The organism is Chitinophaga jiangningensis (assembly GCF_900142605.1).
Lineage (GTDB): Bacteria > Bacteroidota > Bacteroidia > Chitinophagales > Chitinophagaceae > Chitinophaga > Chitinophaga jiangningensis.
The window spans coordinates 443,793-457,228 of record NZ_FRBL01000001.1 but is presented as its reverse complement, the minus strand read 5'-3'; the positions used below and the strand labels follow the sequence as shown (position 1 = coordinate 457,228).

Sequence of the window (13,436 nt, the reverse complement as noted above, 5' to 3'; positions counted from 1 at the left end):
TGTCATGAAAAAAGAGGAAGTACCACAGGATAAGGATAACCTTCATGAAGGTACATTCAAACAGATTATGTATGCGGTGGATAACTCGGGCAACTATGTACAGGTGCAGAGTGCTGGCTGGGAGCCTGAAAACATCGCCCTCGACCAGGCCTGGGAAGAAGTGAATAAAAGAATAGAAGCAGCGAAGCAAAAAGTACTCGCCGGAGAAGTGAGCCCCATCGCCTACTACATGGAAAAAAATATCATGGACCTTGCCCTGCTGGCAAACTATGTAGGCAAATTCCAATGGCAGGTGAAACGGCACATGAAGCCGGCGGTGTTCAGGCGATTGAGCCAACACATGCTGCAAAAATATGCAGATGCCTTTAAGGTCAGTATCGCTGACCTGCAGCACATAAAATAACTTACAATTTTCCACATCAAACGGAGTTCTGGCAACCGGAACTCCGTTTGATAATTAATGGAGCTATAAAAACTATGAGCGAAATTCTATTCCATCACACACAAACAGCACATTGCGAAAGCGGTGTTATCTCCAATCTGCTGGGCCACCACGGACTGAAGATCAGCGAGCCAATGGCTTTTGGTATCGGTGCCGGATTATTCTTTGGTCACCTGCCGTTTGTGAAGGTGAATGGTGTGCCGGGTACCACTTACAGGATATGGCCTGGTGCTATATTTCAACGCGTTTGTGACCGCCTGGGTGTAAAAATGAAAGTGGAAAAATTTAGTTCTGTGGAGAAAGGAATGGCCGCACTGGATCAAACCCTCGCCACCGGAACCCCTGTAGGACTGCTTTCCAGCGTGTATTACCTTACCTATTTCCCTGCCTCCTACCGTTTCCACTTCAATGCACATAACCTCGTAGTATATGGCAAAGAAAATGGCAACTACCTGGTAAGTGATCCGGTAATGGACAGTATTACCACCATCGACCCGGAAAGCCTGGCCCAGGCCCGCTTTGCAAAAGGATTTCCGGCCCCTAAAGGAAAAATGTATTACCCGGTGAGCGTACCATCTTCCGCTTCATTGGAAAAACCAATCATAGAAGGTATTAAGCAAACCTGCCACTATATGCTTAAGATTCCGATACCCATGTTCGGTGTGGACGGTATCCGGTTTCTGGCAAAACGGCTGAAAAAATATCCGGAGAAACTGGATGATCGCCGTGCAGTACTTTACCTCGGCAATATCATTCGTATGCAGGAAGAAATTGGTACCGGTGGTGCCGGATTCCGCTTCGTATATGCGGCCTTCCTCCAGGAAGCTGCCGAACTGCTGAATAAACCTGAACTATCCAAACTGGCCACCGAACTCACGCAGATCGGTGACCTGTGGCGTACCTTCGCCTTTGCAGCCGGCCGCGTATGCAAGAGCCGAAGCGCAAGTGATGATTCCTATAACGAGCTGAGTCAGATGCTTTTCCGCACAGCTGCTGCTGAAGAAGCATTTTTCCGTAAGCTCAGTAAGGCTATATAATAAAACGTTATGTCCAGCATTGCAGTAAAAGAGCTATACAAAACCTACACCGGCGCAGAAGAGCCCACGCTGAAAGGCCTGACGTTCTCCTTCCGGAAAGGTAGTATCGCAGGGTTGCTTGGGCCAAATGGCGCTGGTAAAACAACCACTATTTCCATTCTTTGCGGACTGGTAAAAGCCAGCAGCGGAGAGGTGCTGATCAACGGCCTCTCCCAGGACGCCGCTCACCGCGAAGCCATCAAACAGCAAATAGGTGTGGTGCCGCAGCGCATTGCCCTCTATCCGCAGCTTAGTGCGGTGGAAAACCTCACCTACTTCGGTAACCTTTACGGCTACAGGGGGAAGGGCCTGAAAGCCCGCATCATGGAGCTGCTGGAGGCATTCGGACTGGAAAAAAGTGCGGATAAAGAAATTCATAAATTCTCAGGTGGTATGAAAAGGAGAGCCAATATTATTGCGGCCATCCTCCATCAGCCATCGCTGCTCGTACTGGATGAGCCTACAGCGGGTGTAGATGTCCAGTCCAGGAGCATGATCCTGCAATTCCTGCGTGAGTACAACAGCCAGGGAAATAGTATCCTCTATACTTCCCACCTGCTGGAAGAAGCACAGTCGCTCTGCAGCGATGTAGCCATCGTAGACCAGGGGCGCCTCATTGTTCAGGGTAACCCTGATCAGCTCATCCATGACCTGCCGGATTGTGAAAACCTGGAAGACGTGTTCCTGCACTATACAGGGCATGCCTTGCGAGACTAATATTCAGATTAATGCTACGATTACTGGCGACAATAAGAAAAGAATGGCAACTACTGGTGCGCGATAAAACAGGACTCACCCTCCTGTTTCTCATGCCCGTGGTGTTGATTACAGTAATGGCACTGATCCAGGATGCGCCGTTTAAAGACTACCAGGAAGTTAAATTTGATATCCTGACGGTTGACAACGACCATGGCCGCCTGGGCCGCCATATACGCGAAGGGCTGGCCAGTGGCGGACAATTCCGTATCATAGATTCGCTGGACGGCAAACCGCTGACTGCCGAACAGGCACGACAGCTGGTAAACGAAGGGACTTATAAAATCAGTATTATCATTCCCGCTGGTGCTACCGGCAATATCGTGAGCAACGCCAACAGAATCGTGAATGATATTTCCCATCGGATGGGTATGTCGCTGGCACTGCCGGTAAAGCAAAACGCCGATTCCCTGGATGTTACCATCTACTTTGATCCTGCCGCTAAAAAGGCTTTCAAAGGAGCTATACACCAGGCGATTGATAATTTTCTGACGCAGGTAGAAACAGATATGCTTTTAGGGCGTATCCGCCAGGAACTGCGTCGCAAAGATTCCAGTGTGACAGCATCGAATGACACCCTTCCAATTCGCCTGCAGGCGGTAGGGCTGAAAGAAGAGGCGACAGGCACCGGCAAACAGATAGACGTGATTTCCAATTCCGTACAGCATAATGTACCGGCCTGGAGCATATTCGCAATGTTCTTTATCGTGATCCCCATTGCCGGCAATATGATCCGGGAGCGGGAAGACGGCAGTTTGCTGCGAATGAAGCTGATCCCGGGTTCCTACCTGGAGATTTTACTGGGCAAGATGTTGTTTTTTGTGGGCATTTGCGTGGTACAGTTTTATTGCATGATGCTCGTGGGTATGTACATCATGCCTTTACTGGATCTTCCAAAACTGGTGATGGGCCGCGATGCGGGCGCTACCTTCCTGGTAGCTGCTGCAATTGGCCTGGCCGCCACGTCGTACGGTATACTGATTGGCACGCTTTTTAAAACGCCTAATCAGGCCCTGAATTTTGGGGCTATTTCCATCGTGATCCTTTCTGCCATAGGTGGCATCTGGATTCCGCTGGAGGTGATGCCGCAGAAAATGCAGGCGATCGGGCATTTATCCCCGCTTAGCTGGGGACTGGATGCCATCAATGATATTTACCTCCGTAACGGCAATATAGCCTATGTGTGGAAAAATGTAGTGCTGTTGATTGTTACGGGCCTGGTAATGCTGGCAGTAGCCGGATATGTTGAAAAACGAAGAATGAACTGAGAATAATTTTCAAAACAGTACTAAAACTGTATTTTTACCAATTAACAAAGGCATCTGTGGCTGCCGACAGTCGCAGGTAAACCTACAACATTATGGAAGAATTAAAACAGAAACTGAAAGAACAGATCATTGAAGCACTGAATCTGCAAGACACCAAACCTGCTGATATCGACGACAACGCGCCGTTATTCGGAGATGGTCTGGGACTTGACAGTATCGACTCCCTCGAACTGATGGTATTACTGGAAAGACAGTATGGCATCAAGGTGGAAGATCCGCGTGAGGGCCGTAAAATCCTGCAGTCTGTTCAGTCTATGGCCGAATTCATTCAGTCTAAACAACAACCCGCTTAAGTAATTCAGCTGCATGGCGGAAAGAGTGTTTATTACAGGGATGGGAATGGTCACCGCCATTGGTGATAACGTGGCCGGAAATCTGCAACGCCTGCGCCAACAGGAGAGTGGGCTTGGGTTTACGGACTACATAGATACTATTTACAAACAGGTACTGCCGGTAGGTGAAGTAAAGCTGGATAACACCACTTTGTTTCGCATGGCCGGCATTCCTGTGCAGGATGGGTTTAGTCGCACTACATTGCTTGGCCTCGTGGCCATGCGCGAAGCATTGCAGCAGGCAGGCATACAGCACCTCCAGGATGAGCCTACGGGTTTCATCAACGCCAGTACGGTGGGAGGGATGTGCGATACAGAAAAAGTTTATTTTGACCTGATCAATCCGGAGAAGTCGGGCACTTTTATAGAAAGTATACATACCCTCGACTGTGCTGATTGTACACAACGTATAGCCGATACCGTCGGCTTTACCGAACATATGGCCACCATTAGCACGGCCTGTTCTTCTTCTGCCAATGCACTGATGTTTGGTGCGCGCATGATCAAGGCAGGGATGTATCAGCGGATGGTATGCGGCGGTACCGAAGCGCTTACCCGTTTCACCCTCAATGGATTCAACTCGCTGAAAAATGTGGATAAGCAGTTTTGCCGCCCTTTTGATCAGCAGCGTACCGGCTTAAACCTGGGTGAAGGCGCAGCTTACCTGGTACTGGAAAGTGAATCCTTTGCAAAAGCAAACAACAGTACTATCCTTGCGGAATTCACCGGTTACTGTAATGCCAACGAAGCATTCCATCCTACCTCTCCCTCTCCGGAAGGTGATGGCGCCTATGCTGCCATGAAAAATGCACTGGCCATGAGTGGCCGTACACTGGAAGAAGTGCAGTATATCAATGTCCATGGCACTGCTACTTTAAACAACGATATCTCCGAAGGACGTGCACTGGAACGGATGTTTGGTACAGCAATACCTCCATTCAGTTCCACCAAACCGTTTACCGGTCATACGCTTGCTGCCGCAGGCGCTATCGAAGCGATCTACGCGGTACTGGCCATCCGGAACGGTATCATCTTCCCGAACCTTAATTTTTCCGAACGTATGGAAGAATTGCAAATTGCTCCGGCAACGGAACTACAGGAAGAAGTGGTCATCAATAATGTAATTTCTAATTCTTTTGGCTTTGGGGGTAACAATGCTTCCCTCGTGATCAGTAAGTATGAAGGTTAAGTGTTATATCCAGGGAATGGCGGCAATATCTCCACAGCAAACTTTTGATGGAGATATTTCGACGGCGCCGTTTGTGCATAGCGAGAGCAACCGCTTGGTTTGCGTGGAACCGGATTACAAGCCCTATATTCCTGCAAATAGTTTGCGCCGGATGACACGTGTGCTGCGTATGGGACTTGCCACTGCATTGAAATGCCTGTCTGTCAGCGGTGTTTCCACCCCAGGCCCAATTGTTACCGGCACGGGAAAAGGCAGTTTGCAGGATACGGAAAAGTTTATCAAAGAAATTGAACAATACAAGGAAACGGCGCTGAACCCTACACCGTTTATTCAATCTACTTACAACTCTGTAAACGGACTGATTGCGCTACAGCAAAATGGTACCGACTATAACAATACATTTGTGCACCGCGGCTTTTCCTTCGAAAACGCTTTGGTAGACAGCATGATGCTGTTGCAGGAAGGCGCCAGTCATACCCTCACCGGCTCATTTGAAGAAATGACGCCGGAGCATTACTATATTAAGAGTCGCATTGGCCAGTGGCGGGAGGCTCCTGTAGGTAATACTCATTTGTTTGATGCCAATTTGCCCGGTACTATTTCGGGAGAAGGTAGTGCCTTCTTTGTGCTGGCGGCCGCACCAACGCAGGAGTCTAAAGCGGCAGTAACCGGTATTAAACTCCTCTACAAACCTGCATCAGAAAGACTTTCGGCAGTACTGCAGGAGTTAGGTGCCGATGCCGACCTGGTGATCAGCGGCGCTAATGGCGACAGTAACTATGCCCATTATTATCAACTCCTCAACACCGTACTACCCAAACCCACTATACCGTTTAAACACCTCTGCGGGGAATATGATACTGCAGGTTCCTTCGCTTTGTGGCTGGCAGCCTCGCTGCTGCACGCGGGTAACATACCAGCGGAATGGTTTCCGATGGTGAAGGAGCTGCCGGCGGATTTTAAGAAGGTGGTGATTTATAATCATTTTTTTGGAGAGCAGCACACGGTGATGGTGGTGGAAAAGGTGTAGGAGTTTTATATTTATTTTAAGTTTATACCTGTGAATGAATTTCTGTTCGCTGTCTTAGCCACCTTGACAGTAATCATTACTTTCCGGCTGATTGTGTTTTCCGTGGCGAGGCAACGGATCACAAAGGATTTACTTATCAATAGTTATGAATTTCTCAGACTGGTATCAGCTTATGAAACCTTTCGGTATAACAGTGATCGGCCTTCTATCAGATTTATTATACGACCCAAATTACCCATCGTGTATTTCCGTGAACTTCATTTTATTGGTGCTGATGGCAAAGAGGAGAAGATGTTGGTAGCCATTGAGGTGGATATTGGTTCAATGAAGATATTTTACCAAAAGGACGTTATTTTTAAGTCATAAAAAACGGGCTGGTGTACTACACCAGCCCGTTTTTTATAATACCCTGAACACCGGATACCGCATATACTCCGGCTCTGCGTACGGCGAATGCTGATATACCCATTTCAGCTGTGCCGCTCCATTATTTGCAAATGCAGTATCAGCTGCGCGTTTTTTCTCTAGTTCCGCCTGTACTTCCGGGTGTTGTTTCAGCCATTCATAGCCGGTATCTTCAAACACATACGGGGAGTAGCCTTCTTTTTGTCCGAGGATGCCATCGAAGAAATTCCAGGCGAAGTAGGAGTCACCAGCGGTGGGCTCAAGTGTTTCGATAAGGAAGCGGTTAGCAACCTGGTTCATCGGGATATAGAAATCTCCTTTGCGGAAGTGAATAGAATCCATGGTGGTGGTCACTTTCACATCAGTATGGGGGAAGTGACTTTCATAGGGTTTAGTATAGGATTTATAATCAGCGATGTGGTAGGTGGCTACGTAGATGGTAGTATCTTTTTGCAGCGGCTGCATGATCACTTTATTGTTTTTCAGCAGGTCGATCACCGGCCACCAGCCCTGGGGGATGATGTATGCCTTTGGTTTATCCACAAAGTTGGTGGCGTTGGCAAAGTTGTAAAATTTCACCTGACGGGTATAAGGCTTGGTGCGATCGTAGTAGAGGCGTGGTAAGCCGGAAATGTTGCTGGGTTTATGGCCGGCGGCAAAGCCTTTGAAGGTGATCAGACTGTATTTTCTCATATCAAACTGCCAGTCAAGCGGGAACTGTGCTTGCGTACGCACCGCTTTTTTAGTGTCGTTACGGAGGTCACGGATGGTGCTGCTGTTGTCGGAGGTGAATTTAATAAAGCACTGCATGAGGGCGTAAGTTGCCTGTACCCGTTGGGGGTAGGGTTTCAGCATATGTGTTTCCGGCACAAAGCCGAAGGTATGGAAGAGCGTGGTGAAACCGGAGGAGTAGCGTGGGGAGTCGTCAAACTCTACCCAGCCGCTGTCGGGTGTTTCACCGAAGTGGTTTACATAGGGTACGAGGTCGTACCCTTTTTCTTTCATGAGTTGATAGAGGGTGGGGGTAAAAGTTTTATGGAGATATTCACCCATCGGGCCGCCCAGTTTATCGTGCTGGGTAGCGAGTAGAGTCATAATATGCTGGTAATCGGCGCCGTTGCTGACGTGGTTGTCGATAAACACGTCCGGGTCTGTAAGGTGGTAGATTTGCTGGAAGGAGCGGGCATTTCTGGAGTCAGTTTTTATAAAATCGCGGTTTAAGTCCAGATTTTGGCCATTTCCGCGGCTGCCGAAGGCATCCGGACCGTTTTGATCCACCCGGAAAAAAGTGGTACGGTTGAGTGCGCCACCGATATTATATACCGGGATGACTGCCAGTACGATATTATCCGGGATGCTGGCTTTTCCTTGGGCGAGGTCGCGCAGGAGCATCATGGAAGCGTCGATACCGTCCGGCTCACCGGGGTGTATACCGTTATTGATGAGTATGATTCTTTTATCTTTTTTATGGAGAGATGTAAAGTCAAAGTCTTTTGTAGGGCTGTAGATAACGAGGTGGAGCGGGTAGCCGGCGTCCGTGTTTCCCATTTCCAGCATTTTTATCTGTGGGTACTTTTTGGTGAGTTGCTGATAGTACGCGATGACTTCCTGGTAGGTAGCTGTTTCATTGCCGTTGCTGCGTTCATATCGGGTCAGGAGCTGCTGGGCGAAGGAGGGGAGGCTGAGGAGGGCAAAAATGCCTGAAATGAGGAGTTTTTTAACAGAAAGACTAAGATCTGGCATATGTATATATTTTATCTCTATATAAACAGACTAGAAAAACAAAAAGCCCTTCCCTCGTGAGGAAGAGCTATAAATATTGTTACTGAAGCAATTAGGCGAGAGCGTTAACTTTCTTAGCCAGCTTGCTTTTCAGATTTGCAGCTTTGTTCTTGTGAATAACGTTACGTTTAGCCAGTTTGTCGATCATGGAAGCTACTTCAGTAAAGTCTTTCTCCGCTGCCGCTTTATCAGTCACTGCTTTCAGGTCACGGATGGCATTACGGGTAGTTTTACCGTAGTAACGGTTACGCTCATTACGTTTTCTGCTCTGACGTACGTCTTTTTTCGTTGCTTTATGGTTTGCCATTTTTCAAATTTCAAGTTTCGGACGGCAAAGGTAATACTTTTCTCAATTCAATACAAAATTTTATTCGCCGTCTTTAAAGGTGCAAATATAAGTGATTGATGCTAATGTTGTGCATAGCTAATCATCTTATTATTTTCTAATTTTTTAGATACTCGGTAATGAAAAACGAGCGATATTTGCAATCCCATACATTATATAATGTGGGACATCTACCTATATAATGAGGGACTCAACAGAAAAGTATTTGAACTGAAGATCAGCAAAACTCGTTGTAAATGAAGGACTTCTCATTTGTCACCAACTCACATCCTGCTTACATAGAATCTTTATATCAGGATTTCCGCAAAGACCCTAATTCCGTCGACCCAGAATGGGTGAAATTTTTTGAAGGGTTTGATTTTGCAGTATCCAACGCCAATGGCAAGGCGGGCCCCGCGGCGCCAACGGCAGCAGGAGGTGGTTCAGCGCCGGTGACGAACGACCAGCTGGCAAAAGAATTAGGCGTGTACCGTCTGATTCAGGCTTATCGCAAGAAAGCCCACCTGATCGCTAAAACTAACCCGATCCGCGAGAGAAAAGACAGAAAAGCGGGTCTGGAAATTACCAATTTCGACCTCAGTGATGCGGATCTGAATTCAGAATTCTACTCAGGTACTTTCCTGGGCCTTGGTAAAACCACGTTAAAAAACATTCTGGCATTCCTTAATAAAGTATATGCAGGACCTGTAGGTATCCAGTATACATATATTAATGACCGCGAGAAAGCTAAATGGCTGGAAAAAGAATATGAATCTGCCATGAATAACCCGCTTTCCACGGAACAACGCCGCCGGATTCTGCAAAAGCTGAATCAGGGTGTTATTTTCGAAAAATTCCTTCACACCAAATATATCGGTCAGAAACGTTTCGGTCTGGAAGGTGGAGAATCCACTATTCCGGCACTGGATGCGATGATAAGTGTTGCCGCTGAATACGGCGTACAGGAATCCGTTATCGGTATGGCTCACCGTGGCCGCCTCAACGTACTGGCAAATATCCTCGGCAAAACTTACGAGCAGATCTTCAACGAGTTTGAAGGCCTGGCTATCCCTGACATGACCATGGGCTCCGGTGACGTGAAATATCACCTCGGATTCCGCTCCCAGGTTACAACCGCAGGTGGTAAACCCGTAAATCTGCAACTGATGCCCAACCCTTCCCACCTGGAAGTGGTAGACCCGATCGTGATCGGCTTTTCCCGCAGCAAGGCAGATGTGATTTACGACAGCGACTACGATAAAATCCTGCCTATCCTCATCCATGGTGATGCGGCCGTAGCAGGACAAGGTATCGTATATGAAGTGGCGCAAATGAGCAAACTGAAAGGTTACTACACTGGTGGTACCATTCACTTTGTGATCAACAACCAGATTGGCTTCACCACCGATTTTGATGATGCCCGCTCTTCTGACTACTGTACCAGCGTAGCCTCCATCGTACAGGCGCCGGTATTCCACGTAAACGGTGACGATGCGGAAGCGGTGGTAAAAGTATCCCAGCTGGCTGCACGCTACCGCCAGGAATTCAATGAAGATGTGTATATCGATATGGTGTGCTATCGTAAGCATGGCCATAACGAGGGTGATGAGCCTAAGTTTACACAACCATCTCTCTATGCCCTGATCGACAAACATCAGAACCCACGCGAAGTATATACGCAGTTCCTGCTGCAGAACGGCGATGCCGAAGCGCAGTCACTCGCAAAAGATATGGAAAAGGTATTCTGGGATGAACTGCAGGCACGCCTGGATGAAGTAAAACAACATCCGCTGCCTTATGTAAACCAGAAACCGGAAGAATGGTGGCAGGCACTCCGCAAGGCTACCCCGGCAGATTTTGATCAGTCGCCGGCAACCGCCATCAACGAAGCTGATTTCAAACGCCTCTTCGACGGGCTGATGAAATGGCCTGCTGATTTCGTGCCTTTACGTAAAGTGAGCAAACTGTTACAGGATAAAATTAAACTGTACCAGGAAGAAGGTAAGGTGGACTGGGCTACCGGTGAACTGCTGGCTTACAGCAGCCTCCTCATCGAAGGTAAAGACGTACGTATGAGCGGTGAAGACGTGAAACGTGGTACTTTCTCCCACCGTCATGCGGTGCTGTTCGACGAAAATACCAATGCCACCTATAACCGCCTGAACGATCTCCAGGAAAAACAAGGCAAACTCAGAATTTATAACTCTCTCCTGAGTGAATATGGTGTACTGGGCTTTGAATACGGTTATGCAATGGCTAACCCTAACAGCCTGGTAGTTTGGGAAGCGCAGTATGGCGACTTCGTAAACGGTGCACAAACAGTAATTGACCAGTATATCAGCAGCGCTGAACAGAAATGGACCACACAAAATGGCCTGGTGATGTTGCTGCCTCATGGTTATGAAGGTGGTGGACCGGATCACTCCAACGCTCGTCCTGAGCGCTTCCTGCAGCAATGTGCGGAAGAAAATATGGTGATCACCAATATCACTACAGCGGCGAACTTCTTCCATGCGCTGCGCCGTCAGCTGAACTGGCAGTTCCGCAAACCGCTGATCAACTTCTCTCCAAAAGCTAACCTCCGTCATACGGGTGCTTACTCCACTATGGAAGAGTTTACCAACGGTGGATTCAAGGAAGTGCTGGACGATCCGTTTATCCAGGATGCTTCTCTGGTGAAGAAAGTATTGCTGTGTACCGGTAAAATGTATTTTGATCTGAGTGATAAACAAGCGAAGGAAGACCGCAAAGATGTGGCCATCGTTCGTCTGGAACAACTGTATCCGCTGCCAGTGAAGCAACTGGAAAACATTGCTGCCAGATATAAGGGAGCTACCTTCTTCTGGGTACAGGAAGAGCCGCTGAACATGGGCGCTGCTTCTTACCTGCAGATGAACCTGAAGCAGATCAATTACGGTGTTATCAGTCGTAACCCAAGTGCATCCACTGCTACCGGTTATGCGAAAGTGCATGCCCGCGAACAGCAGCAGATCATTGACACCGCTTTTAACATCTAATAAAATAATCAAAGAAATAAAACAGATACCTGCTGTTATCTGTTAGGTCTTATGTAAAGAAATGCAGCCTGGCCTTAATAGCAGGTTTCACCATCAACTGATAAAATATGGTTATCGAAATCAAAGTCCCTACGGTAGGCGAATCTATTAGCGAGGTAACAATTGCGAAATGGTTGAAAAAAGATGGAGATTATGTGCAACAGGACGAAGTATTGTGCGAAATGGAATCGGAGAAAGCTACTTTCGAACTGAATGCTGAAAAAGCAGGTATCCTGAAAATTGCTGCTAATGCAGCTGAAGGAGCTACGCTGAAAATTGGTGATGTTGCCTGCACCATCGATACGGATGCAGCAGCACCAGCGGCTTCTGCGCCGGCAGCAGCAGCTCCGGCAGCGCCAGCAGCGGCACCTGTAGCGGAAGCAGCACCAGCAGCACCAGCCGTAAACAAAGGGGTAATTGAAATGAAGGTGCCAACAGTAGGCGAATCCATCAGCGAAGTAACCCTGGTTAAATGGACCAAAAAAGATGGTGATTACGTGGAACGTGACGAAGTGATCTGTGAACTGGAATCAGAGAAAGCTACTTTCGAACTGAACGCAGAAGAAGCAGGTGCACTGATCCTTGTAGCAAAAGAAGGTGACACCCTCAAAATCGGTGATGTTGCCTGCAAAATAGATACTGCTGCTGCACGCCCTGCGGGTAAGGCAGCACCAGCCGCCGCTCCTGCAGCTACGCCTGCACCTGCAGCAAAGCCACAGGTACAAAATGCGCCTGTAACCAGCATTCCTAACGATATCAAAGCTACCCCGGTAGCTGCGGCGGTAATTGCCGACAAGCACGTAGACCCTGCTACCATCAAAGGTAGCGGCGCCAACGGCAAAATCGTGAAAGATGATGTGTATGCTGCCCTGCAAAATCCAGGTGTGGCAATCGGCCAGGAAATGTTCAGTCGCAACGAACGTCGCGAGAAAATGAGCAACCTGCGTAAAACGGTTTCCCGCCGCCTTGTAGAAGCGAAGAACACGACCGCTATGCTGACTACCTTCAACGAGGTAGACATGACCGAAATCATGGCATTGCGCGCTAAATACAAAGAGGTATTCAAGAAACAACACGAAGTGAACCTGGGCTTCATGAGCTTCTTCACCAAAGCCTGCTGCTTCGCATTACAGGAGTTCCCTTCCGTAAATGCCTACATTGATGGCGAAGAACTGGTGTACCATGATTACTGCGATATTTCCATCGCCGTATCTGCTCCTAAAGGTCTGGTAGTACCGGTGATCCGTAACGCGGAAAGCCTGGATATGGCCGGTATTGAAAAAGAAGTCCTCAACCTGGCTACCAAAGCCCGTGACAACAAATTAACCATCCCGGAAATGACCGGTGGTACCTTCACTATCACTAACGGTGGTGTGTTTGGCTCCCTCATGAGTACGCCGATCATCAACATTCCGCAGTCAGCTATCCTGGGTATGCACAAGATCCAGGAACGCCCGATGGCAATTAATGGCCAGGTGGTAATCCGCCCGATGATGTACATTGCACTCAGCTATGATCACCGTATCATCGATGGTCGTGAGTCTGTAAGCTTCCTCGTTCGCGTAAAAGAAATGCTGGAAAATCCTGAACAGCTGCTGTTCGGTAAAGATCCGCTGAAAGCGCTGCTGAAGCTCTAATCTGATAGTATTTAGAATAACATATAAGGCCGGTATCGCGAGATGCCGGCCTTTTCCATTTGTATCGGGGATTAAACC

11 protein-coding genes are annotated in these 13,436 nt (G+C 48.1%); 9 read left to right on the top strand and 2 right to left on the bottom strand.

The features are described from left to right. The first annotated feature begins 4 nt into the window (after positions 1-4). The 7 genes from BUB18_RS01845 (at position 5) to BUB18_RS01815 (ending at position 6,153) form a co-directional block, all read left to right on the top strand. Positions 5-403, top strand: a complete 399-nt coding sequence (locus tag BUB18_RS01845) for a flexirubin biosynthesis protein DarG (protein ID WP_073077458.1) — start codon at positions 5-7, stop codon at positions 401-403. 74 nt (positions 404-477) lie between these two features. Next, a complete protein-coding gene (locus BUB18_RS01840; RefSeq protein ID WP_073077457.1) occupies positions 478-1,479 on the top strand; it encodes a BtrH-related acyltransferase DarH in 1,002 nt (333 codons plus the stop codon). 9 nt (positions 1,480-1,488) lie between these two features. Further along, positions 1,489-2,235: an ABC transporter ATP-binding protein gene (locus BUB18_RS01835; protein WP_073077456.1), complete on the top strand. Its 747-nt coding sequence runs from the start codon at positions 1,489-1,491 to the stop codon at positions 2,233-2,235. Between the two features lie 11 nt (positions 2,236-2,246). Then, positions 2,247-3,542: an ABC transporter permease gene (locus BUB18_RS01830; RefSeq protein WP_073077455.1), complete on the top strand. Its 1,296-nt coding sequence runs from the start codon at positions 2,247-2,249 to the stop codon at positions 3,540-3,542. A 92-nt stretch (positions 3,543-3,634) separates the two neighbouring features. Further along, a complete protein-coding gene (locus BUB18_RS01825) occupies positions 3,635-3,895 on the top strand; it encodes a phosphopantetheine-binding protein (RefSeq protein WP_073077454.1) in 261 nt (86 codons plus the stop codon). Between the two features lie 13 nt (positions 3,896-3,908). Then, positions 3,909-5,123 carry a beta-ketoacyl-[acyl-carrier-protein] synthase family protein gene (locus BUB18_RS01820; protein WP_073077452.1) on the top strand — a complete coding sequence of 405 codons (1,215 nt, stop codon included), beginning with the start codon at positions 3,909-3,911 and terminating at the stop codon, positions 5,121-5,123. After that, a complete protein-coding gene (locus tag BUB18_RS01815) occupies positions 5,113-6,153 on the top strand; it encodes a beta-ketoacyl synthase chain length factor (protein ID WP_083549231.1) in 1,041 nt (346 codons plus the stop codon). Before BUB18_RS01820 ends, BUB18_RS01815 begins: the two co-directional genes overlap by 11 nt. A gap of 399 nt (positions 6,154-6,552) precedes the next feature. Here the strand turns inward: BUB18_RS01815 and BUB18_RS01805 are convergent, their stop codons facing one another. After that, positions 6,553-8,301: a M14 family metallopeptidase gene (locus tag BUB18_RS01805; RefSeq protein WP_073077446.1), complete on the bottom strand. Its 1,749-nt coding sequence runs from the start codon at positions 8,299-8,301 to the stop codon at positions 6,553-6,555. A gap of 91 nt (positions 8,302-8,392) precedes the next feature. Next, positions 8,393-8,647 carry a 30S ribosomal protein S20 gene (gene rpsT, locus BUB18_RS01800; protein WP_073077444.1) on the bottom strand — a complete coding sequence of 85 codons (255 nt, stop codon included), beginning with the start codon at positions 8,645-8,647 and terminating at the stop codon, positions 8,393-8,395. 275 nt (positions 8,648-8,922) lie between these two features. Here rpsT and BUB18_RS01795 point away from each other — a divergent pair, with 275 nt between their 5' ends. Next, positions 8,923-11,682 (top strand): 2-oxoglutarate dehydrogenase E1 component, encoded by a 2,760-nt coding sequence (locus BUB18_RS01795; RefSeq protein ID WP_073077442.1) that lies wholly within the window; start codon positions 8,923-8,925, stop codon positions 11,680-11,682. Between the two features lie 107 nt (positions 11,683-11,789). Further along, the gene (gene odhB / locus BUB18_RS01790; RefSeq protein WP_073077441.1) at positions 11,790-13,358 is read left to right on the top strand and encodes a 2-oxoglutarate dehydrogenase complex dihydrolipoyllysine-residue succinyltransferase; all 1,569 of its coding nucleotides are present in this window, start codon (positions 11,790-11,792) and stop codon (positions 13,356-13,358) included. Positions 13,359-13,436 lie beyond the last annotated feature (78 nt).

Coding starts and splice junctions, on each gene's coding strand:
- BUB18_RS01845 (WP_073077458.1), top strand. CDS start 5: ATGAAAAAAGAGGAAGTACCACAGGATAAGGATAACCTTCATGAAGGT.
- BUB18_RS01840 (WP_073077457.1), top strand. CDS start 478: ATGAGCGAAATTCTATTCCATCACACACAAACAGCACATTGCGAAAGC.
- BUB18_RS01835 (WP_073077456.1), top strand. CDS start 1,489: ATGTCCAGCATTGCAGTAAAAGAGCTATACAAAACCTACACCGGCGCA.
- BUB18_RS01830 (WP_073077455.1), top strand. CDS start 2,247: ATGCTACGATTACTGGCGACAATAAGAAAAGAATGGCAACTACTGGTG.
- BUB18_RS01825 (WP_073077454.1), top strand. CDS start 3,635: ATGGAAGAATTAAAACAGAAACTGAAAGAACAGATCATTGAAGCACTG.
- BUB18_RS01820 (WP_073077452.1), top strand. CDS start 3,909: ATGGCGGAAAGAGTGTTTATTACAGGGATGGGAATGGTCACCGCCATT.
- BUB18_RS01815 (WP_083549231.1), top strand. CDS start 5,113: ATGAAGGTTAAGTGTTATATCCAGGGAATGGCGGCAATATCTCCACAG.
- BUB18_RS01805 (WP_073077446.1), bottom strand. CDS start 8,301: ATGCCAGATCTTAGTCTTTCTGTTAAAAAACTCCTCATTTCAGGCATT.
- rpsT (WP_073077444.1), bottom strand. CDS start 8,647: ATGGCAAACCATAAAGCAACGAAAAAAGACGTACGTCAGAGCAGAAAA.
- BUB18_RS01795 (WP_073077442.1), top strand. CDS start 8,923: ATGAAGGACTTCTCATTTGTCACCAACTCACATCCTGCTTACATAGAA.
- odhB (WP_073077441.1), top strand. CDS start 11,790: ATGGTTATCGAAATCAAAGTCCCTACGGTAGGCGAATCTATTAGCGAG.